This is a genomic window from Chryseobacterium gilvum, from assembly GCF_025628965.1.
Lineage (GTDB): Bacteria > Bacteroidota > Bacteroidia > Flavobacteriales > Weeksellaceae > Chryseobacterium > Chryseobacterium gilvum.
The window spans coordinates 1,363,294-1,385,923 of the sequence record NZ_JAOTEN010000001.1; the positions used below are offsets into that span (position 1 = coordinate 1,363,294).

Below are 22,630 nucleotides of genomic sequence, written 5' to 3' on the forward strand. Positions count from 1 at the left end.
AAAAAAAGAAATCTCCTGAGAAATTTCTTTTTATCTCTTAATTTTTAATCACCTTAAATGTTTCCCATTGATCGCCACATCTTATTCTTAGGAGATAAATACTTTGAGGATAAGCCGTTATATCAATGATTTTTTGATTCGTTAATTTTTCTTTTTTCATAATAATTTTTCCGGCAAGATCATAAATAAAAAGCTCATCGATCATTTTTATGGTTTTAATATTGATCAGCCCTTTTGTAGGATTCGGAAAAACCGTAATTTTAGAATCCAATTGATTATCAATTTCAGTTTCTAGTTTTTTATTGAGATGATCGTTTGAAATTCCATCATTACATAGCGAAAGTGTTGCTCTCTGAAGAATTAATCTTAACAAAAGATTATTCAGTTTTTCCACTTCATAAGAATCAATCGTCGGTTTTATGTGATCGTTCCCGATTCCACTGTCATTGGTAAGAAACGTATAGGTTCCGTTGGTTAGCAGAGCAAAAGTTCTCATCAGATATTCGGTTTGCTTGTCGGTATCACTTGCCGCCACAGGAATAATGGTAATTCCTTTTTTTGCTGCCTGTTTTATTTTTTCAAATAATTTCTTGATATTTTCTTCTGATTGATGGGGCGGTGCGTCCAAAATCACAAACATGATTTTCGTTGAATTTTCACGGCTCCATTTTAGTTCATCAATGGAAACCTGCAATGCTTCAACAACCGCTTCCGGTGTGTCTCCACCTCCACCGGCATCTTGTTTTTTAATAAAGTTGATTAAACTTTCTGCTTTGTCGGAAAAGTCAAATTTTCGGGTTACATATTCATCACCTTGATCTCTGTAAAATACCGAACCATAACGGATGTCTGTATTTTTTAACTGACTTTCCACATTTTTCAGAACATCTAGAAGCTCAGACTGCAGATAAGAAATCTCGTCGTCCATAGACCCGGTCGCATCTACCACAAAAGCAATGTCTAAAGCTCTTTTTGTAAGACATGGCTTATCTAAAATGATAATATTCTGTCCATCCTTAAATTCTCTGGTGTTCGTGCTTATGATTTGTCCTGAATTATCAATTAGATGAAATTTTCCTGATGTTGACATTTTTTCATTCAGCGGATTGATCCATAATTCTGCATTTCCTAAATTATCAGAAACAGATTCCCAAATCACTTCTTTTTTGTCGTTTAACAACGTTACTTTTTCACCAATCACAGGTTTTCTGTTTTTATTGACTAACTGTACTGAAACTCTTCTATCAGGAAAAAATTTCCATGTATTTTTATATTGGTCAAGTGTCGGAATTGCAATATCTTTCCAATAATCCCATTTTGAAAAATCATTCACTTCCCCAGCTGTCAGTAATCCTGCTTTCGGAAGTTCTTTTTCTCCTTCTTCTTTTGGTTTAATTATTAATTCTTCAACCTTTTCGGATGCTACTTTTTTAATTTTGTGTTTTTCTAATTTTGATAAGCCTTTCGTAGTAACCAAAACAACCCCGTTTACAGCTTGACTGCCATAAAGTGATGTCGCCTCAAAATCTTTAAGTATTTTTACGTCTTTAATTTTTTTAGGATCTATGGCATTTAATACCTTACTGTTTTTTCCTGCTACAGTTCCATCAATAACAAATAATGGTGCTGAATCTGTACTCAATGAACGTACTCCTCTTATAACAATTTTGGAAGTATCCAAAGCATCAAAACCGGAATCCACTTTTAATCCCGAAGCTACTCCTCGTAAAGAATTTATTGCGTCAGATTTGGAATTATTTGCTAAAAGATGTCCGCTTACCGTTGATGATGAAGATGTGCTACTAGCTCGTTCATAAGATTTATTATAACCCAATACTACAACTTCTTTAACATCTTGAGGTGTATCATCCTTGTCTAAAACTCCATCATAATCGGGTTCCATATCGTTTGGTTCACTTGCAACTGCGTAGTTTCTTGGCAGCGGAATATAAATAATTTTTCCTTTTAAAGGTTCAGGTACCCTATTTGAATAAACTAAAGATTCGTTTACTTTTTTAGGATGTACAACGGCAATTTCCTTTTCAATATTAGGTTTTACAGAGTTGTTTATTTTTCCCACATGATTCACTTCAGATGAAATATTATTCTTTACCAGATTAGGTTTTGAAATATCAACAACTTCTTTTTTATTAACAAAATAAAAGGCTCCCAAACCAATCATTAAACTTGCAGCAATTCCGTACGGAAACCAAAAAGGAATTGTTCTGTTTTTATCTACTTTTTTGTCTAACTTCTCTTCTACTCTTGCCCAAACTTGATCAAAAGCCGGAAAAGTCGCAGGTTCTTCTGCAGATTGAGAAGCATCATTGAATTTTTTATCTATATCGTGATTATTTTCCATTATGTAAAAAGTTTAAATGTTGTGATTTACCAGAAGTTCTTGCAGTTTTTTTCTTGCGAAATTGAGTTGAGATTTTGAAGTCCCTTCAGTTATCGAAAGCATCGCGGCAATTTCTTTGTGAGGATACCCTTCAATGGCAAACAGATTGAAAATAGTTCTGCAGCCTTCAGGAAGAAAATTAAGCAGCTTTAAAATATCTTTTTCAAATGAAATGCTGTCTGTAGGGATCCCTTTAGACTCTACCCAATCTTCTTCAATAGAAATATTCAGCGCTTTCATACTTCTTAATTTCTGCAGACATTCATTAACGGTTATTTTTCTCGCCCACGCTTCGAAAATTTCGTGATCTTTCAGCTGATCCAGTTTTGTGAAAATCCTGTAAAAAGAATCGGCCAAAACTTCTTCTATATCTTCATCATTATTCACATAGCGTTTGCAGACTATATGTAATTTTCTCGCCATTTTTTCATATACCTTCCGCTGGGCATTTCGATCTTTTTGTAGGCATTGCAATAATAATTCTTTTTCCATAGTCAGGATTATACTCTTATAGATGCGGGAAGTTTCAAGATGGTTGGAAGCATTTAAAAATTTTCTAAAAATAACCTAAAAAATTACGACAGCTAAAAGTTTTAATCTTTTTTTAATTATTCATTTTGTAACGTACGCCGATCATTTCCGACTACTTAATCAGAATTATATTACAATGAAAAATAAAAAATTTGCATCGATACTTTTTGTTTTATGTGCAGGAAGTATGATGTTTGCTCAGGATGACCTCATCAATAAATTAAAAAACAACCAATCTCAAAATGCTAATTTTCAGTTTACGACCATAAAGGATGTAGGTGTAACTTCGGTGAAAAACCAAGGCTCTTCAGGAACTTGCTGGAGTTATTCCGGGAATTCTTTCCTGGAATCTGAAATGCAGAGAATGGGAAAAAAACCTGTTGATCTGGCAGAAATTTTCACTGCTAGAAACTCTTACCATGACAAAGCAAAACTATATGTTTTGAATAACGGCGCCATCAGTTGGGGCGATGGCGGAGAATTGCATGATGTAATCAATATGTACACCAAGTACGGTGCAGTTCCTCAGGAAGTATATACTGGCTTAAAAACGGGTCAGACACTCAATAATTTTTCTGAAATGCAGGGGAAATTAAAACCTGTTTTGGACAGTCTGGTTCAGGCGGCTGCAAAAAGTAAACTTACCGATTACTGGATGGCTTCTGTCGATGCTATTTTGGATGAATATCTGGGAAAAGTTCCTGCTAATTTTACGTATGAAGGAAAATCTTATACCCCGAAAACATTTGCCAAAGAAGTGGTAGGTATTGATGCGCAAGATTATGTAGAACTGTCTTCGTATAAAGATTACCCGTATTACCAAAAGTTTGTCGTGCCCATTCCTGATAACTGGAGCCACGATTCTGACTGGAATGTACCTGTTAAGAATATAGTAAGCATAATTGATTATGCTGTTGATAAAGGATATTCTGTAGGATGGGCAACCGATGTTTCGGAGCCTTACTTTTCGTATAAAAACGGTGTTGCCTATGTTCCGGATGTAGATCTGAATCAAATGAATGATGACGTTAAAAAAGATTTATTTTCTCAGCCGAAAAAAGATAAAACGATCACGGAAGATATGCGTCAACAGGCATTAAATAACCTTTCTACCACCGACGATCACGGAATGCACATCGTAGGACTGGCAAAAGATCAAACCGGAAAAGAATATTATATGGTGAAAAATTCCTGGGGTGTAACCAATGATTTTGATGGATACCTGTATGTGACCAAACCTTATGTAGAATATAAATCAACAGCGATTTTAGTTCACAAAAATGCTATTCCTAAAAGCATTAGAAAACAACTGAAACCGAGTAAGAATATTGGTTTGTAATTAAATAAAAATAGCCTCAATATTTGAGGCTGTTTTTTTACGATAACTTTTAGTATTTATTGAACCAGTTTTCCATCTTTGTAAGTCTGAAGTGTTTTTTCTGAACCATTTTCATTATACATTTCCCATTTCCCATCATAAACTCCGTTTTTCCAACTTCCTATTCCTCTAAGATTTCCATTTTCGTACCAATATTTATGGATTCCATCTGGTTTTCCATTCAAAAAATTACCTTCCCTTGCTTTATTTCCGTTTGAATACCAGTATTCCCAAAACCCATTTTCTTTTAGATTTTCAATTTTTCCGTTGGAATATATCTTTCCATTTAAATAAAAGGCTTTTTTAACTCCATTTGTGATGGGTTTAAACTCAAGTTTTTTTAGTTTTTCCTCACTCAAATCTTTACTAAATTTCATAAAATCTGATTTAGCAATTAAGGAATCACCAACGTATATTTCATATTCATCAAGATTAATATTTTGAGAATAATACGTTGTAGAAGTTAAAGCTACAAGAATAAAGGTGAAAATTATTTTAAACATAAATATTTTTGTAAAATTAAATATGACATCAGGATTCAGTTAAAATAAAACCGCTCCCTATAAGAAAGCGGTTTCAAATTTATTTAAAATCTCAATTAATAGATCGCAGGATATTTCTGAGGATTGGATTCATTGAATAGTGCATAAATTCTTTCCACCATATCATCTGCAGATGGTTTGCTGAAATAATCTCCATCACTTGCGTATGCAGGTCTGTGATCGTTTGCAGCAATCGTTAAAGGATCGGAATCTAAGTATCTGAACGCTTTTTGTTTTTCTAAAATCTGCTGAAGAATAAACGCTGAAGTTCCGCCTTGTACATCTTCGTCAATTACGACCAGTCGGTTGGTTTTTTTCACGCTTTCAGCAATCTCATGGGTTAAATCGAATGGAATTAATGACTGAACATCAATCACTTCCGCAGAAATTCCTACTTTTTCCAGCTCTTCCGCAGCTTCCATTACAATTCTCCAGGTTGAGCCGTATGTAACCAGAGTAACATCTTTACCTTCTTTCGTTACTTCAATTTTCCCTACAGGAACTGTAAATTCTCCGATATTATCGGGTTGTTTTTCTTTTAATCGGTATCCGTTTAAACATTCCACAATCACTGCAGGATCATCGCTTTGAAGCATGGTGTTGTAGAATCCGGCCGCTTTTGTTAAGTTTCTCGGCACCAATACCAAAATCCCTTTTGAAAGGTTCAGAATTCCTGCCATTGGCGAACCTGAATGCCAAACTCCTTCCAGTCTGTGACCTCTTGTTCTGATGATTACCGGAGCTTTTTGACCGCCTTTTGTTCTGTACTGAACCGTCGCCAAATCATCGCTCATTCCCTGTAAACAATACAAAATATAATCTAAATACTGAATTTCAGCAATTGGACGCAAACCTCTCATTGCCATTCCGATTCCCTGACCAAGAATGGTCGCTTCACGGATTCCTGTATCAGCAACGCGAACTTCGCCATATTTCTCCTGCATTCCCTCCAATCCTTGGTTAACATCACCGATATTTCCGGCATCTTCACCAAAAACAAGCGTTTGAGGATATTTTTCGAATATTTTATCAAAATTATTTCTCACCACTACTCTTCCGTCAACATCTTCTGAACTGTCGGAATAAACGGGCTTGATTTCTTTTACGTTTTCAGCTTTCCACTGAGACTGAGAATATAAATGAGAAGAATAATGGTCTTTTTCAACCTCAAAAATCTCGTTATATTTCTGCATCAACTGATTTCTTTCTGCAGACTGGGTTCCTCTTGTAGCCAATAAAGATTTTCTTACCAAATGGAAAACGTCTTTCTTCGCTTTAGAGACCAATTTAGTATATTGGTTGATATAGGTTTCAATTTCAGCATTCTGGGCTTTAAGATTTTCAACCAAAGGCAATACGGAAAATGCTAATTCAGTAAGCGTTTTTTGGTAATTTTCCCACGCCAGTTTCTGTCCTGTTTTTACTTTTTTCTTCGCTTCTTCATCGATTGCGTCTAATTCTTCAACCGTTCCAATAATTTCTTCATTGCCTTCAATTTCTATGGAATAATTTAAGATCCATTCTCGGAACTTGATTAATCCGTCAAAATCTGCTTCCCACGATAAACGCTCTTCATTTTTGTATCTTTCGTGAGACCCTGAAGTAGAGTGACCTTGTGGTTGCGTAACTTCAATCACATGTACTACAACCGGAACAGATTCTGTTCTGGCAAAATGCTCTGCTCTTGCATAAGCATCCAATAAAGCCGGATAATCCCATGCTTTTACCTGAATAATCTCACAACCCTGATTTTCCCCTTCTTTTCTTTGGAAACCGCTTAACATTTCGGAAATATCTGCTTTTGCTCTCTGTTTCATGGTAGGAACGGAAATTCCGTAACCATCATCCCAGATCGAAACAATCATCGGAACCTGTAATGCACAAGCCGCATTCAAAGTTTCCCAGAAATGGCCTTCTGCAGTAGAAGCATCACCAATGGTACCGAATGCGATTTCGTTACCTTGGTTTGAAAACTTTTCAGAGCCTTCGAATGTTACCGATTTATATATTTTTGAAGCCTGTGCTAAACCCAATAATCTCGGCATTTGTCCGGCAGTCGGAGAAATGTCTGAAGAAATGTTTTTCTGAGCCATCAGATCTTTCCAGCTTCCGTCTTCATTTAAGCTTCTTGTGGCAAAGTGGCCATTCATCTGTCTTCCTGCAGAAGCGGGCTCTCTTTCTACACTTGTGTCAGCATAGAGCTGTGCGAAGAAACTTTCAACCGACAAAGCATTTACAGCCAGTGCAAAAGTCTGATCTCTGTAGTATCCGGAACGGAAATCACCATTTTTAAATACTTTTGCCATTGCCAGCTGAGGAAGCTCTTTACCATCCCCAAAAATCCCGAATTTTGCTTTTCCTGTAAGAACTTCTCTCCTGCCCAAGTAAGACATTTCGCGGGAAATCCTGCCTAATTGATAATCTTCAAGTATCTGATTTTTAAAGTCTTGAAAGGAAATCTGCTGTGTTTCGATATAGGTTGTCTGCATAGCCAAATATAAAAAAATTTAGTTTTCGATGTATTTTGCTAATATACAATTTTTAAATTAATTTTAATTTTAGATAATAATTTTTAAAAATTTGATAATAAAAGAATTGTGATTTATTTTGAATAAATTTGTAGGAATATGAACAAGAAATCATCCCATATTCTCAATGCGTCGAGCAATCTTCTGGGCTTTTCACTGGTAATTATTACGTCTTTGAAAATCTCAAAGATCAGTCAGAGTACTCATCTTGATGAGTTTGCAGGAATTGCCTGCCTGTTTTTTACGTTTAGCTGCTTTTTTTCTTTTTTAGCCATACGGTCGAAGAATGAAAAGCAGGGAAATAAGTTTGAGAATATTGCGGATTATTTATTTTTAATCGCTTTATTTTGTATTGTTTTAGCGGTGATCATCGTGACGGTGAAAATTATTTAATTAAAATTTTCTTTCGATGACATAGTCAAGCATCATATGCAATGATCTTTTTACCTCAGAATCCGGAAATTCATCAAGGATGTTTTTTGCTTTCTGCTGGAAATCTTTCATCTTGGTAATCGCATATTCTAATCCACCGGAAGTTTTGACAAAAGCGATCAGTTCTTTTACCCTTTTTTGATCATTATTGTAACGCTTGATGGTATTAAAGAAATAACTCCTTTTTTTCTCATCGGCTATTTTTAAACTGTGAATCAGCGGCAGAGTCATTTTCTTTTCTTTAATGTCAATCCCGACAGGCTTTCCGATAACATTTGAACTTAAGTAATCGAATAAATCATCTTTAATCTGGAAAGCCATTCCTGTGTAGGTACCGAAATCCTGCATTTTCTTGGCTAAAATCTCATCTGCGCCGTTTGATAAAGCGCCTATTTCACAACAGGCAGCAATGAGCGTAGCGGTTTTCTGGCGAATGATTTCGTAATATACTTCTTCGGTGATATCCAGTTTTCTGGCTTTTTCAAGCTGTAGAAGCTCGCCTTCAGACATTTCTCTGATGGTTCTGGAAATTACAGAAAGTAAATCATAATCTTTATGGTCTGTGGAAAGCAATACGGCTTTTGAAAGTAAAAAGTCTCCTACTAAAACCGCAATTTTATTTTTCCATAAAGCATTGATCGAGAAAAAATTACGTCTTTTAAAACTTTCATCTACCACATCATCATGAACTAAGGTGGCCGTATGAATCAGCTCGATCATGGATGCTCCGCGATACGTTTTTTCATTAACATTTCCAATGAGTTTTGCACAAAGAAAAACAAACATCGGACGCATCTGTTTTCCTTTCGTGGTCACAATAAAACGGGTAACTTTATCAAGTAAGGCAACCTTGCTGTGCATAGATTCATAAAACTTCTGCTCGAAAAGTTTCATTTCCTCATTGATTGGTTGCTTGATTTCTTCTACAATATTGGCCACTATCTGAGAATGATGGATGAGTATTAATAATTCTCACAAAGATAATTTTTTTATGTCAATTTTTTTAATAATAATTAAAATTTGAGTTTATCTTTAGGAATAAAATAAAAATACGGCTGCGTTTTCTTTATTGGAGAATTAAATTTTTCCCCGGAAATATACACTCCGTTTTCGTCCACCGCGATTCCCTCGATCTGCCCTACAGAAATCGCACTTCCTAAATAATAATGTCTTGGATTTTTGCTGAAAAAAATTCCCGGTTGTGTTTCGCTGAAAATATCTAAAAATACTTCAGTTTTTTTGGTATATCCAACTATATAGAGCTTCTTACCGTAATAGTAAGCATCGGTAACGACAAAGCCGGTTTTATAGGATTCTATTTTTACGGCCTCCTGATTTTCAAAATCATCAGGATTTATGGTGTAATGGGTGGTAGCTTTTGAAGCCCATTCTTTAGTGAAAATATGGATTTTTCCATTAAGATAGACCATTGATTCCAAATCAAAATCTGTGGAAATATTTTTTGAAACGAAATCTTTCTGATCGGGATAATGAAATGTGATTACTTTTATTAGATCGTTCTGCAGACGATGATTTTGAAAAGGAATTTTATAAATTTTTAAATCTTTTCGAGTTCCCGCATTATTTCCAAAATCTCCGATATAGAAATTTTCTCCGTCATTTGCTAAAGCCTCCCAGTCTTTATTCTCGGCATTTATTTTTAAAACATGGAGAATCTTTCCTGAATTTTTGTCAATTTCAAACAATTCCGCAGGATTTCCGCTGTCATTGAAAGTGTACAGTTTTCCGTCAAAAAAATTAAGTCCGGAAGTTTCCTGAACAGAATCATTGAGAACTGCACTTTTATATTTTTTGAGCTTGAAGATTTCCGCCTGCTGAGAAAAAGCGGTTTGAAAAAAGAAAATAACAAAAAGCAGAATGATCTTATTCATCCTACAAAAATACTACTTTTGTAAATTGATTGTTAAAAATCAGGCCGTTGTTTTGTTGGCCAACTGACCGCAAGCTGCGTCAATATCTCCGCCACGGCTTTTTCTGATCATGACGGTAATTCCTGCATTTTCAAGTTGACGAACGTAGTTTTCCTCCGCTTTCTTATTGCATTGATCATATTTTCCATCTCCAATGGGATTGTACTGAATAAGATTGACTTTAGAAGGAATCTGCTTACAGAATTTTATTAATGCTTTGATATCTTCATCCCCGTCATTAATCCCCTTCCAGACACAATATTCAAAAGTAACCACAGAACCGGTTTTTTTGTACCAGTACTGAAGAGCGTCCATAATATCCGTAAGCGGAAATTTATCCGAAAAAGGCATAATTTCATTGCGTTTGGATTCAATGGCTGAATGTAAAGACAAAGCCAGTTTTACACGTAACTCATCATCTGCCAACATTTTGATCATCTTTGGAATTCCTGATGTAGAAACGGTAATTCTTCTGGGTGACATCCCCAAACCTTCCGGTTGTGTAATTTTTCTAATCGCTTCCACTACATTTTTATAATTCATCATCGGCTCGCCCATTCCCATAAAAACAATGTTGGTCAACGGTCTATTGAAATACATTTTGCTTTGGCTGTCAATCAAGGCAACCTGATCTACGATTTCGGCCACTTCCAGATTCCGCATTCTTTTCAGTCTTGCCGTTGCGCAGAATTCGCAATTTAAAGAGCATCCTACCTGCGAAGAAACACAGGCGGTGGTTCTGGTTTCGGTAGGAATCAAAACAGATTCTACCAAAAGGCCATCATGAAGTTTTACCCCGTTCTTAATAGTTCCGTCGCTGCTTTTCTGAAGCTGATCTACAGAAACAGGATTGATGGTATATTCTTCTGAAATTTTATCCCTAAGCTGTTTCGAAAGATTGGTCATTTCCTCAATCGAATGGAGGTTTTTGCTCCACAGCCAATCATAAACCTGTTTCGCACGAAACGGTTTTTCTCCTAAAGTCCCAAAATAGTCTTTCAGCTGATCGAGTGATAAAGTACGGATGTCTTTCATTTGTAAGTTTGTAGATGTCAGGTTGAAGGTTGCAGGCAACTTGTACCTGCATCCTTTTACCTTATATCTTATTAAATGATCAGCATAGCGTCACCGTAAGAATAGAATTTATACTTTTCTTTCACGGCTTCTTCGTAGGCATGCATGATAAATTCTTTTCCTGCAAACGCGGCAATCATCATTAATAGTGTAGATTTTGGCGTGTGGAAGTTCGTAATCATCGTGTTGGCAACTCCAAAATCGTGAGGCGGGTAAATAAATTTATTCGTCCATCCCTGGAACGCAGAAATCTTTCTGTTTGAAGAAACTGACGTTTCAATTGCTCTCATGGTCGTTGTTCCTACTGCGCAGACTCTTCTGTTTTCCTGCACCGCTCTGTTGATGATCTCGGCATTTTTTTCGTCGATAATGATCTCTTCAGATTCCATTTTGTGCTTTGAAAGGTCTTCCACTTCAATCGGGTTAAAAGTTCCCAAACCAACGTGAAGGGTAACTTCTGCAAAATCAATCCCTTTGATTTCCAGTCTCTTCATCAAATGTCTTGAAAAGTGCAAACCTGCAGTAGGTGCAGCAACCGCTCCTTCCACTTTAGCATAAATGGTTTGATATCTTTCTGCATCTTCCGGCTCTACGTCTCTTTTGATATATTTTGGAAGCGGAGTTTCTCCTAATTCTTTCAATTTGGTTCTGAATTCTTCGTAAGAACCGTCAAATAAGAACCGTAAAGTTCTTCCTCTTGAGGTAGTGTTATCAATTACTTCTGCAACCAAAGATTCGTCTTCAGTAAAAAATAATTTGTTCCCGATTCTTATTTTTCTTGCAGGATCTACCAAAACATCCCAAACACGGGTTTCTTTATCAAGCTCTCTAAGAAGGAAAACCTCAATTTTGGCACCGGTTTTCTCCTTATTTCCGTAAAGACGGGCCGGGAAAACTTTAGTATTATTGAATATGAAAAGATCTTTCTCATCAAAATAATCCACAACATCTTTAAACAATTTGTGCTCAATGGTCTGTGTTTTTCTGTCAAGAACCATTAATCTTGCTTCGTCTCTGTGCTCAGACGGATGTTCTGCCAATAATTCTTCTGGGAGATCAAAATTAAAATCGGATGTCTTCATTTTTTAAATTACGGTTTAAAAATTATATAAAAATCACGGATGTAATTTTCAGGAGTGCAAATATACAACATTACACCCCCCTTTGTCAAGTCTTAATTTCAGAAGTGCTTCCTACAGGTTGTTAAAAGCAATTATTTTTTTTATTTAGTATAAATATTCCTCAAAAAGCAGTATTTTGGAGTCTTAGATAATACACTTATGAGTAAATATTCTTTAGAATCTTTTGTCAATGAAACGAAAGAAAATCCGCAGGAAAGAGATTATTTTGAGCTGGAGAAACCTCAGCTTTTAGAAATCAACCTTAACAATCAGGCGGTCTGGACCAAAGCCGGAAGTATGGTCGGATATGTAGGAAATATTAATTTTGAAAGACAGGGCATGCTTTCCGGCGGACTTGGAAATCTTCTTAAAAAAGCAATCAGTGGCGAAGGAACCAAGCTGATGAAAGCTGAAGGTACAGGAAAACTTTATGTTGCAGATTCCGGGAAAAAAGTCAGAATTCTGTATTTGAATAATGAAGCAGTATGTGTAAACGGAAATGATGTTCTGGCTCATGAGCAAAGTATAAAAAGTGACATCACGATGCTGAAAAGTATTGCAGGAATGATGTCCGGCGGATTATTCCAAATCAGACTTTCCGGAACAGGGCATATTGCAATAACGACGCATGGAGATCCGTTAACTTTATTGGTTACTCCGGACAGCCCGGTTTTTACTGATCCGAACGCTACGGTTGCATGGTCGGGAAATCTGCAACCTGAGCTGAAAACCAATGTTTCTTTTAAAAGTTTAATGGGAAGAGGCAGTGGTGAAGAATTCCAAATGAAATTTTCCGGAAACGGATGGGTATTGATACAACCATATGAGGAGGTTTACGCGGTAGAGAAATAGATTTTAAAATACAAATATTAATTATAGCGACTATTTAGTCGCTTTTTTCTTATCAAAATCAAACAAATATTAAGTTTAATTTCTATTTATTAGGGATTTGTTCTGCCAAAAATTTTAAATTTATTTTTTCGCATTTTGAAAGATCATCATGCATAATTACACCTTTTTTATTATCTATTATTACATCAACTAATCTATATTTTGGAGAGTCTAACCTTGATAAGAGCGCATCATAAATTTTAGAATGAATATTAGGAGTTAAATCCACAAATCTGATTCTCGGCATTGAAAAATTACTTTTTTCGATTATAATCTTCAATTCAAGATTTGATTTTTTGCTTTTCTCAGAAGGGTACGTGCTGATTAAGTATACATTTTCTTTTAATTTTTCAACATCTATTCGTTCTATTTTTTTTTCGTCTGGGTAGATTTTTATTGGAATCTTTTGAATAAAATTTAAACTTGAAAATTTGCTATCATGACTAATTAAATATGACAAAAAATTATTAGTTTTAAAATCATAAAGCCAAAAACTTCTTGTTGGTTGTTGTGAAAAAAAGTAATCATAAGCCATTACATCTTTATTTTCTGAATTGAAATAAATGATATTGGTCCTTTTGTTACCTTTATAGGCTCCTTCGAGTTGTGTCTCACTGTCGTAACATTTATAATCAAAATGATATTCCTGTGAGAAACAGAATATAGAGAAATAACAAAATAAAGCTAAAAGATTTTTTTTCATTTTTTTGAACATTTGTGATCACAAATATATCTTTTTCAAATGAAATACTAAATTTAAATATATTCTAAAATTTTCTTCCACTCTTCCAATTTTTTTTCAAAAGAAATTGTGTGAAGCGGGCTTGTTGACGGTAGCGAAAATATAGGAATTTTATAATTTTTGCCTACAATTTTCAGCAGATTTTTATACGATTTGCCGCCATTACAAAAAATCGCTTTGATGTTTGGATATTCTTCTAACAATTCTTTTATCTGATTGGCTTCTTCATTTTTAATTTCAGAATCTAAACTTCCTTTTCTCTCGCACGAATCGATAACGTCCCACAGTGCAATGGTATGCTTTTTTAAAATATTAATTTTTTCTGCATAATCTTCTGTAAACTTCTCATTAACAAGTTCAAAAATAATTTTCCAGAATTTATTTTGCGGGTGGCCGTAATATTGCTGTTTTTCCAAAGATTTTACGCCGGGAATAGAACCTAAAATCAAAATCCTGGAATTTTCATCGATGATTGGCGGAAAGGATGAAATTCTGTTTTGCATTTTAATTGTAATTAGATTAGTGCTAGATTTGTTTTAACACAAAGTTCGCAAAGATTTTTCAATAAAATAAGTTTATATTTTTCGTCCGCAACGGCGTTACTCATCAAAGTGACAAAAGCAAAAAGCGGGCTAAAGCCCGCTCCTATTGATATTTTTGAAAATATCAAATTATTTTAATTCTTAATTATAACGTTTCTTTCAGCCAGTCGAAAAATTCTCTTTGCCAAACCAGTCCGTTCTGAGGATGAAGAACCCAATGGTTTTCATTCGGGAAATAGACTAATTTTGATTTTAAACCTCTTAATTTTGCAGCCTGAAAAGCTTCCTGGCCTTGTTCGTAAGGCACCCGGAAATCTATTCCACCTTGCACAATCATGATTGGCTTGTTCCATTTATCCACAAAATTGCTCGGGTTAAAATCTGTATATGCTTTTGGAAGCGGTTTTTCCCAAGGTGAACCTAAATCCCAGTTGGCAAACCACAGTTCTTCCGTAGTCAGATACCAGGATTTCATATCAAATAATCCGTCGTGAGCGATAAATGTTTTAAATCGGTTGTTGTGAATCCCGGCTAACATAAATACACTGTAACCGCCATAACTTGCTCCGACAGCCGCTACTCGGTCTCCGTCTACATACGGTAATGTTTTCGCAAAATCGGTTGCTGAAAGATAATCTTTCATCGGCTGACCGCCCCAGTCTTTAGAAATATCTTCGTTCCATTTTGTTCCCCAACCCGGCATTCCGCGACGGTTTGGCGCTACAACAATATATCCGTTTGCAGCCATCAAAGCAAAATTCCATCGTGTGCTGAAAAATTGTGTTAAAGCAGATTGCGGACCTCCCTGACAATATACTAAAGTCGGATATTTTTTATTCGGGTCAAAGTTTGGCGGATAGTGAAACCACACTCCCATTTCTTTTCCGTCTGTGGTTTTAACCATTTTTAATTCAGATTTCCCTTGTGCCAATTTAGAATACATATCTTTATTGGCATCGGTAATCTGCTTCATCTCACCGTTCTTCAGGTTTACAGAAAATAGTTCTGTGGCGTGGTTGATGTCTGTTCTTCCTACTAAAAGTGAGCTTTTCTGATCTGCAAAAATTTCATTCACATCAAAATCGCCTCTTGTAACCTGCTGCACTTTTGCATTTTTAGTATCTAAAGAAAACAGTTGTTTCGTTCCTTTAAACGCTGCTGTAAAATAGATTGTTTTTGAATCTCCGCCCCAGAAAACGTCTCCCGAAACGCTTTCATCCCAATTGCTGGTAAGATTTGATATTTTTCCTGATTTCCAGTCTAAAATTTTGATATCATTTTTATCTGCTTCATAGCCGTCTCTTGCCATACTTTGCCAGATCAGAGATTTTCCGTCCGGGCTGAATTTTGGGTTTACATCGTACCCTTTATTGGTTTCCGTTATGTTTTTTGTGTTGCCTGAAGCCAAATCGTAGGCAAAGATATCTGTGTTGGTGCTTGTAGAATATTCTTTCCCGCTTTTCGGTTTTGTAACATATAAAAGCTGTAAAGAATCCGGGCTCCAGATGAAATCTTCAGCTCCACCGAAAGGCCTCTGCGGTGAATCCCACATTTTTCCTTCCAGTAAATCTTTGGCTGAATTTACTTTTTCTGAAATATTAACTATAAAAACATGATTGTACTTTCCTTCATTAAAATAATCCCAATGCCTGTGATTCAGATCTGTATAGACTTGTGCTGTGGTTTTCGGAGTGTCGGAATATTTATCTTTCCCCATCACTTTTTCCACCAGAACCTGCTTGCTGAAGGCTATTTTTTTACCATCCGGAGAAATGACAATATTGTCTGCTTCGCCAATGGTGTAAAATTCTGCCCATGTGGATCCGTTATCTTTTGAAAGATAGATTTTATCGCCTTCCTGCGCATAGATGCCGTTTTTATCCCACTGAATGATGGCTTTTTTACCAAAATCTATTTTTGAAGACTGATTATTAAGAACATTTAAAAAATAGTTTTCACTTTTTGTTTTCTCAGTTTTTAAATCAACCTGCCCTACTTTATAGATAAGTGAGGACTGATCTGGCGAAACGGCCTGTACTCCTACTTTTTTCAAAGTCCAGAGAATCTCAGGCGTCATAAGTTGTTGTGCATTCATTAAAAGCGGAGCTGCCAAAGCCAGCAGACTGTACTTAAGTTTCATATGTTGATATTGATTTTAATAGTATATTAAACACTTACAAATCATTACTTGATGTATTTGATTCATGATTAATTTCAAAGATTCCAAAGTTAATATTTAAAATTGAACGAAAGCATCAAGATGTATATTTTTCGTAAGCCAATAAAAAATCGCCGGTAAGAAACCGGCGATGGATGTTTATTTAAATAGTGTGAATTAATCTGCGTCTGCAAACATAGAATTAGCCAGTGAGGTTACCACGGTAAGTGCAATACTGAAAATAAAAGCCCACCAAAAACCGTTTACCGTCATTCCATCGATAAAATAATCTGCAATGAGAATAATAGCAGCATTGATAACCAAAGCGAACAGTCCTAAAGTAATAATCGTAAGCGGTAATCCCAAAAGGTTTAGAATAGGCTTTACAATCAGATTCAATACAGCTAAAACAATCGCAAACACGATAGCGGTCCCGAAACTGGCAAATTCTACACCCGGTAAAATTTTAGTGAGTAAAAAAGCAACTACCGCTGTAATCAATAATCGGATAATTAAGTTCATAATTTAAATTTTAATGTTGTCTGAATGCTGAACAAAACTCATTCCAAATACGCTGCAGATCATTGTTTCAACTTTGATGAATACATGCATATCTTTACTTTATTTTCATCATGGTCACCAATGAGGTCGCTACATGGCTTTCGGAATCGTTACCGTCATGTATTGTATAAATTTCAGTTCTTATTACGCTGATCTTGCTTCCGCCTTTTACGACGAAAGATTTTGACACCAAAGCATCTCCCATTGCAGGACGCAGATAATTTACCTTTAGCTCAACCGTAACGACATAGCAGTCTTGTTCATAATGGCTTACTGCCGCATAGCCCGAAGAAACATCTACCAGAGAAGCGATCATCGCCCCGTTGAACATTCCTGCTTTTCTCGTCATCAGTTCCATTTTTGGGATTTTTATAGAAACAAAATCAGTTTCTACCTCCAGAAGTTCTGCTTTATAGAATTGCAATGTTTCTGAACGGCTGAAGCTATCCTGCATCAATTGTCTTTTTTGTGGCGTCATGGTTTACATTTTTAGGTGATATTTCCTGACAAAGTTCTTTAAATTAATTTAAAATTTCAATAAAAATACTTTTCCCTTACCTTTGCACCATGGAATTGGAATCTATCTATCAAAAACTGCAGATTCAGGATATGAATCAGATGCAGAAATCTACTTACACCATCACGGAAAATAATACCGATGTTGTTCTTCTTTCGCCTACGGGATCGGGGAAAACGCTTGCTTTTTTATTTCCTGTGCTCAGAAATTTAAAGAAAGACGCTACAGGAATTCAGGCTTTAATTTTGGTTCCGGCCAGAGAACTGGCTCTGCAGATTGAGCAGGTTTTTAAATCGATGGGGACTGATTTTAAGGTTTCCGTATGCTACGGCGGCCACGATAAAAAGATTGAAATCAATAATTTAAAAGAATCTCCTGCCGTTTTAATCGGAACTCCGGGCAGAATTGCCTATCACCTGAGAAACAATAATCTTGACGTGAAAACCATCAGAAACCTGGTGCTGGATGAATTTGATAAAGCACTGGAATTTGGTTTCCATGACGATATGGAATACATTATTGAGAATATGTACAATCTCTATCAGAGAATCCTGACTTCTGCTACAGCCATGGACGAAATCCCTAAGTTTACAGGATTGAAAAATGAGAAAATCATCGACTTTCTAAAGTTGGGCGAAAACAAACCCGATATTCAGCTACGAAAAGTAATGACCACATCCGAGGAAAAGCTGGATACTTTATTTCATCTGATCTGCAAGATTGGCAATAAAAGGACTTTGATTTTCTGTAATCACCGGGAAACCGTTGACCGTATCGCAGATTTGCTGCTTGATAAAGGCATCGACAGGGAAACCTTCCACGGCGGAATGGAACAGGATGAGAGAGAACGTGCTCTGCTGAAATTCAGAAATGATACGGCGAGAGTTTTGATCACCACAGATTTGGCGGCGCGTGGTTTGGATGTTCCGGAAGTGGAGTCGATTGTTCATTATCAGTTACCGACAACAGAAGACGCCTTTATCCACCGAAACGGGCGAACTGCGAGAATGAATGCGAAAGGTTTTGCCTATTTGGTGATGACGGAAGATGAAAAATTTCCTTTCATTAAAAAAGATACCGCTGAAGAATCTGTAAAAGAATTCAGTAAGGTTCCTGCAAATTCACCTTTCCAGACGGTTTACATCAGTGCCGGAAAAAAAGATAAAGTCAATAAAGTAGATATCGTAGGTTATTTGCTGAAAAAGGGGGAATTACAGAAAGAAGATGTAGGCCTCATCGAAGTGAAAGATACCACTTCTTATGTGGCGGTTTCCCGAAGTAAAGTAAAAGAACTGCTAAAAAAGCTGAGCACGGAAAAGCTGAAAGGCAAGAAAGTAAAAATGGAGGTTGCTTATTAAATTTAACCATTAAGATATTTTAGATTTTAAGTTTCGTTAAGATTATCCTATTTTATAGGAAGCTTCTTACTATTCTTAATAACTTACAACATCTTAATGGTTAAAATCTATTTAATTCCTCTCGTTTTTGTTGGCAAAGTATACACCGATTTTGAAGCGGTAATAAATAAAATATTGTTTTTTTCTCCGCCAAAAGTGATATTTCCCGTCCATTTTTCAGGAATTTTGATGTGATGGATTTTTTCGCCTTTACGGTTAAAAACGATTACGCCATCGCCTGTAAGATACAGATTCCCTTGTTTATCCAGCGTCATCCCGTCTGAACCCATTTCGCAAAAGAGTTTCTTTGCAGAAAGTTTTCCTTCCCCTAAAATATCGTAGACATACGTTTTTCCGGCATCAATATCAGAAACATACAGTTTTTTCAGCTGGGTGCTTCCGATAATTCCGTTGGGTTGCGTAAAAGTTTCGAGTTTTGAAATTTTGCCGTTTTTATTTCTGTAATACAGATTTTTCTCTGGGATTTCAACTTTAAAATTTTCCCAATAGTCTCTTTTGTAGAGCGGATCGGTAAAATAAATACCTCCATCGGCGTCCAGCCAGAGATCATTCGGTCCGTTTAATCTTTTCCCTTCAAACCCGTTCGATAACACTTCTACAGATTTATCTTTAGAAATTTTCCAGATTTCGCCTTCATTATCAGAACACGTAATTAAATGATCGTTTTGATCGAAATACGTTCCGTTCGCGCGGCCCGTTTTATCTAAAAACATGGATATCTTATCGGCTTTCCAATCCCAAAAATAAATTTTATCATTCGGCTGGTCTGTAAAGTACACATTGCCAGAAAGATCAGCTGCGGGTCCTTCTGTAAAACTAAACTGATCTGAAATTAATTTAGGTTCTGTATTTTCATAAAACATACGGTAATCATTTGCTGGTTTGCAGCTTACTACTGCCAAAACCAAACCAATAAGACCTATATTGCGCCAATTTTTCATTCTCTACGATTTACGGTGTACAATTTACAATTTGCGAAGTAGTTTAAAAAATATTTATCTTTGAATTTTCAGGATCTGTAACAATGAAGACAAATTTACCCGACAAACTGTATTATTCGATAGGAGAAGTTGCCAGAGCATTCGATGTAAACGCTTCACTGATACGATATTGGGAGCAGGAATTCCCGATCATCAAACCTAAAAAAAACAAGAAAGGCAACCGCTATTTCACTCCTGAAGACATCAAAAACCTGAAAATCATCTATCATCTGGTGAAAGAAAAAGGCTATACACTTGACGGAGCCCGAATTGCGTTGACAACCAATTCCAAAATTTCTGAAACCATTTCTCTCATTGATCGTTTAGAATTTGTGAAAGCAGAACTGCTGAAACTGAAAGATTCTTTGGTGGAAAAGGATATTGAATAGTATAATTCTATTTTATTATTTTAACTTTTCTCAATTGTAAAATCGAAAAGCTCTTTGATGTTTACTTCCAATGCTTGGGAAATGGCGTAGATAGTACTTAAAGTCGTATTAATTTCCCCTCTTTCAATTCTGCCAATCTGCGAAATCGGAATATCTGAGGAATTTGCTAATTCCTCTTGAGACATTTTTTTCTCAATTCTCAACTTTTTCAGTTGATCACCGAAAATTCTTATTAAATCAGCATTTCTAACATTGTTCACTTTACAAAAGTGAGAGATGATCAATAAAATAATAAACGCATACATGCGTTATTTATTTTTTTATTTTATATTTGCAGGAAATTTATATCTTTAACTTTTTAAACAACACAAATGATCAAAAAATTAATACCCAGGCTTTGCCTGATGTTGGCAGTATTGCTGTCGCTGTATTCCTGCAGGAATGATCTTTTTCCTGAAAACAACACCCTGCAAAATCCCAACGCTTCCAGATTCAGGATGGTCAAGCTGAAAGACATCCCGAATGTTGAACAATTCATCCATCAGCAATCCGGAAGAGCAGATCTTCAGGTGCCTCTGAGTGAAGCTTCCCTTACCGGGAAAGATCTTACCGTAGGTGTTATAGAGATTTCCACTATTGTAGAAACAGTGAATGAAGGTGAAACATATTACGTCTTCAAAATAGAGAACCTGAATTCCGGAGACGCGGTGTACAATCTGGAAGTAAAGCAAGCGGACGGAATCCCGGTAACAGCGGAAATTATTGAATACGATCCACAGGACGGAACTACCGTAGATTTCCAGCATTTTACGGGAAGCATCAGTTCATACGGTTTAGACGGAAAAGCAATTTCTACGGTGAATTATAATGACGGTTTAGGAAATTGTTCTCCTGCAACAGGAGTTCCCGGTGGGAACAATACTTCAGAAGGAGGCGGAATTAATCCTATTGATCTTCCTCCACCAAACGGAGGATGGTATAACTGGGAAGAAGGCGGAAGTAACAATAATACCGTTCCTTTCAGTAATGTTCCCGGAGACTGTACCGACATTATCCTGGACAATCACGGCAATACATTAGAATGGTATGACCATTGTAACGATGTGCATTATCCCAATCCCAATGTTCACAAAACAACGACAACAGGAAAGATCCCTAACTTGTCGCCGGATTGTAATGTAGAAGGAGCAGGAGTGATTATTACAGATCCGGAAACGCCTTGTGAGAAAACAAAGACAATGCTTGAAAACCCGGATGCAAATACTAAAATAGAAAGTCTGTACAACAAATCGAAATCAGAAGGTGAGGAAGCTTTCATGACTGCGCCCGATGGAACACCCGGGCCAATTATACAGGGTGACGAGAACAGTGTCAAACTTGGTAATACGACAGGATACGCATCCTATAGCCATAACCATCCTCCAAAAGGTGTTAAAATACATTCTCCTGGAGATATTTACCAGCTTTTCAGGCTAATTGCCAACCAACCTACCGGTACCGCAGTTGATGTATCTTTTGGACAGATGGTGGCTACGGAAGTCTGTGCCGGCGGATGCCCGGATGGATATCTGTATATTAACTATCTTATAAGATTTAATGGTACCTTAGACGAAGCCAAAGCAGTGAGCGACAGAAACTATACCAAAGCACAGCTAGACGCTTTGAAAGATGATTATGAAAAGTTTGAATTAAATCTAAGACCGAAACCCGGATATTCTTCCCAGAACGGAAATTTTATGAGCTTTAAAGGGCTGGAAGAAGTCTTTTTTAATGCTCTGGATGATATGAATATCGATAAAAGCAAAATGACCCTCCAGAGAATCGACAAAGACGGAACGGTGTATAATGTAACACTCGGAGCTGACGGAAAACCTGTAGAAACCCCTTGCCCTTAATTTAAAAAAACAGTTATGAAAAAAATACTATCATTATTAACTTTTGCCCTGAGCTTAACAGCATGCAAAGCACAGCAGGTTTACCCGTTGAATACTTTTTTCAAAGGTGCTCCAAATTATGCATATATGAAGGATCTGGATAACCGTTTAGCGCCTTATATCGGTACGTTTAAAGCCACTTATCAGGGAAACAAAATTACCCTATATATTACTAAAGAAGATCATTTACTAATAAATACTTCTGGAATAAGAAAATACTATCAGGATGTACTTCATGTAAAGTATACCATAAAAAAGATAGCCACAGGAGCCATTCTTCAGGATAACCAGATTCCTGATCCTAATGATCCTGTATTAAATAAAATTACAAGTGTAGTAACCAATGAAAATGACAATCACAGTATTTCCCTGTATTATGAAGGCACCCATTGTGGAGTTGGCTGGGGAAGAATCACCTTGAAGAAGATCAACAGTACCCAGATTACCTGGTCGTATTATCCTAACGGTTCGCTTCTCTCCGAAGACACCTGTCCCGGTAACCCCGATACGAAAGTTTACCTTCCGGATACGGAAAACCTTGTTTTTACCAAACAATAACA

At 36.3% G+C, this 22,630-nt stretch carries 22 protein-coding genes; 7 read left to right on the forward strand and 15 right to left on the reverse strand.

Annotation, left to right across the window (positions count from 1 at the left end; translation table 11 throughout):
- Window positions 1-37: 37 nt before the first annotated feature.
- Window positions 38-2,362, reverse strand: a complete 2,325-nt coding sequence (locus N0B16_RS06285) for a VWA domain-containing protein (RefSeq protein WP_262989877.1) — start codon at window positions 2,360-2,362, stop codon at window positions 38-40.
- 12 nt (window positions 2,363-2,374) lie between these two features.
- Window positions 2,375-2,893: an RNA polymerase sigma factor gene (locus N0B16_RS06290; protein WP_262989878.1), complete on the reverse strand. Its 519-nt coding sequence runs from the start codon at window positions 2,891-2,893 to the stop codon at window positions 2,375-2,377.
- A gap of 175 nt (window positions 2,894-3,068) precedes the next feature.
- Here N0B16_RS06290 and N0B16_RS06295 point away from each other — a divergent pair, with 175 nt between their 5' ends.
- On the forward strand, window positions 3,069-4,271 hold the full coding sequence (locus N0B16_RS06295; protein ID WP_262989879.1) for a C1 family peptidase: 1,203 nt from the start codon (window positions 3,069-3,071) through the stop codon (window positions 4,269-4,271).
- Between the two features lie 56 nt (window positions 4,272-4,327).
- Here the strand turns inward: N0B16_RS06295 and N0B16_RS06300 are convergent, their stop codons facing one another.
- Window positions 4,328-4,813: a toxin-antitoxin system YwqK family antitoxin gene (locus N0B16_RS06300; RefSeq protein WP_262989880.1), complete on the reverse strand. Its 486-nt coding sequence runs from the start codon at window positions 4,811-4,813 to the stop codon at window positions 4,328-4,330.
- A 95-nt stretch (window positions 4,814-4,908) separates the two neighbouring features.
- Window positions 4,909-7,341, reverse strand: coding sequence for an alpha-ketoacid dehydrogenase subunit alpha/beta (locus N0B16_RS06305; RefSeq protein WP_262989882.1), 2,433 nt, complete (start codon window positions 7,339-7,341; stop codon window positions 4,909-4,911).
- 138 nt (window positions 7,342-7,479) lie between these two features.
- Here N0B16_RS06305 and N0B16_RS06310 point away from each other — a divergent pair, with 138 nt between their 5' ends.
- Complete coding sequence (locus N0B16_RS06310; RefSeq protein ID WP_262989883.1) at window positions 7,480-7,773, forward strand: hypothetical protein; 294 nt, start codon at window positions 7,480-7,482, stop codon at window positions 7,771-7,773.
- Here N0B16_RS06310 and N0B16_RS06315 read toward each other — a convergent pair whose 3' ends face one another.
- The 4 genes from N0B16_RS06315 to queA form a co-directional block, all read right to left on the reverse strand.
- On the reverse strand, window positions 7,774-8,751 hold the full coding sequence (locus N0B16_RS06315; RefSeq protein WP_262989884.1) for a polyprenyl synthetase family protein: 978 nt from the start codon (window positions 8,749-8,751) through the stop codon (window positions 7,774-7,776).
- Window positions 8,752-8,825: 74 nt separating this feature from the next.
- A complete protein-coding gene (locus N0B16_RS06320) occupies window positions 8,826-9,704 on the reverse strand; it encodes a hypothetical protein (protein ID WP_262989886.1) in 879 nt (292 codons plus the stop codon).
- 39 nt (window positions 9,705-9,743) lie between these two features.
- Complete coding sequence (gene rlmN, locus N0B16_RS06325; RefSeq protein ID WP_262989887.1) at window positions 9,744-10,778, reverse strand: dual-specificity RNA methyltransferase RlmN; 1,035 nt, start codon at window positions 10,776-10,778, stop codon at window positions 9,744-9,746.
- A 71-nt stretch (window positions 10,779-10,849) separates the two neighbouring features.
- On the reverse strand, window positions 10,850-11,899 hold the full coding sequence (gene queA / locus N0B16_RS06330; protein WP_262989888.1) for a tRNA preQ1(34) S-adenosylmethionine ribosyltransferase-isomerase QueA: 1,050 nt from the start codon (window positions 11,897-11,899) through the stop codon (window positions 10,850-10,852).
- A gap of 198 nt (window positions 11,900-12,097) precedes the next feature.
- On the opposite strand from queA, the gene N0B16_RS06335 reads away from it, so the two are divergent.
- A complete protein-coding gene (locus N0B16_RS06335) occupies window positions 12,098-12,790 on the forward strand; it encodes an AIM24 family protein (RefSeq protein ID WP_262989889.1) in 693 nt (230 codons plus the stop codon).
- 82 nt (window positions 12,791-12,872) lie between these two features.
- Here the strand turns inward: N0B16_RS06335 and N0B16_RS06340 are convergent, their stop codons facing one another.
- The 5 genes from N0B16_RS06340 to N0B16_RS06360 all read right to left on the reverse strand — a co-directional run bounded on the left by N0B16_RS06340 (window position 12,873) and on the right by N0B16_RS06360 (window position 17,310).
- On the reverse strand, window positions 12,873-13,532 hold the full coding sequence (locus N0B16_RS06340) for a hypothetical protein (protein ID WP_262989890.1): 660 nt from the start codon (window positions 13,530-13,532) through the stop codon (window positions 12,873-12,875).
- A gap of 53 nt (window positions 13,533-13,585) precedes the next feature.
- Complete coding sequence (locus N0B16_RS06345) at window positions 13,586-14,074, reverse strand: DNA-deoxyinosine glycosylase (protein ID WP_262989891.1); 489 nt, start codon at window positions 14,072-14,074, stop codon at window positions 13,586-13,588.
- 184 nt (window positions 14,075-14,258) lie between these two features.
- Window positions 14,259-16,253 carry a S9 family peptidase gene (locus tag N0B16_RS06350; RefSeq protein WP_262989892.1) on the reverse strand — a complete coding sequence of 665 codons (1,995 nt, stop codon included), beginning with the start codon at window positions 16,251-16,253 and terminating at the stop codon, window positions 14,259-14,261.
- Window positions 16,254-16,448: 195 nt separating this feature from the next.
- On the reverse strand, window positions 16,449-16,793 hold the full coding sequence (locus N0B16_RS06355; RefSeq protein WP_262989893.1) for a phage holin family protein: 345 nt from the start codon (window positions 16,791-16,793) through the stop codon (window positions 16,449-16,451).
- A 94-nt stretch (window positions 16,794-16,887) separates the two neighbouring features.
- Window positions 16,888-17,310, reverse strand: coding sequence for a PaaI family thioesterase (locus N0B16_RS06360; RefSeq protein WP_262989894.1), 423 nt, complete (start codon window positions 17,308-17,310; stop codon window positions 16,888-16,890).
- An 89-nt stretch (window positions 17,311-17,399) separates the two neighbouring features.
- Here N0B16_RS06360 and N0B16_RS06365 point away from each other — a divergent pair, with 89 nt between their 5' ends.
- Complete coding sequence (locus N0B16_RS06365; protein WP_262989895.1) at window positions 17,400-18,707, forward strand: DEAD/DEAH box helicase; 1,308 nt, start codon at window positions 17,400-17,402, stop codon at window positions 18,705-18,707.
- Between the two features lie 107 nt (window positions 18,708-18,814).
- Here the strand turns inward: N0B16_RS06365 and N0B16_RS06370 are convergent, their stop codons facing one another.
- Window positions 18,815-19,708 (reverse strand): SMP-30/gluconolactonase/LRE family protein, encoded by an 894-nt coding sequence (locus tag N0B16_RS06370; protein WP_262989896.1) that lies wholly within the window; start codon window positions 19,706-19,708, stop codon window positions 18,815-18,817.
- Between the two features lie 83 nt (window positions 19,709-19,791).
- On the opposite strand from N0B16_RS06370, the gene N0B16_RS06375 reads away from it, so the two are divergent.
- Window positions 19,792-20,136 (forward strand): MerR family transcriptional regulator, encoded by a 345-nt coding sequence (locus tag N0B16_RS06375; RefSeq protein WP_262989897.1) that lies wholly within the window; start codon window positions 19,792-19,794, stop codon window positions 20,134-20,136.
- Between the two features lie 20 nt (window positions 20,137-20,156).
- Here the strand turns inward: N0B16_RS06375 and N0B16_RS06380 are convergent, their stop codons facing one another.
- Window positions 20,157-20,441: a helix-turn-helix domain-containing protein gene (locus N0B16_RS06380; protein ID WP_262989898.1), complete on the reverse strand. Its 285-nt coding sequence runs from the start codon at window positions 20,439-20,441 to the stop codon at window positions 20,157-20,159.
- Between the two features lie 66 nt (window positions 20,442-20,507).
- Here N0B16_RS06380 and N0B16_RS06385 point away from each other — a divergent pair, with 66 nt between their 5' ends.
- Both N0B16_RS06385 and N0B16_RS06390 read left to right on the forward strand, forming a co-directional pair.
- Window positions 20,508-22,031 (forward strand): hypothetical protein, encoded by a 1,524-nt coding sequence (locus N0B16_RS06385; RefSeq protein ID WP_262989899.1) that lies wholly within the window; start codon window positions 20,508-20,510, stop codon window positions 22,029-22,031.
- A 15-nt stretch (window positions 22,032-22,046) separates the two neighbouring features.
- Complete coding sequence (locus N0B16_RS06390; RefSeq protein ID WP_262989900.1) at window positions 22,047-22,628, forward strand: DUF6705 family protein; 582 nt, start codon at window positions 22,047-22,049, stop codon at window positions 22,626-22,628.
- The last annotated feature ends 2 nt before the right edge of the window (window positions 22,629-22,630 follow it).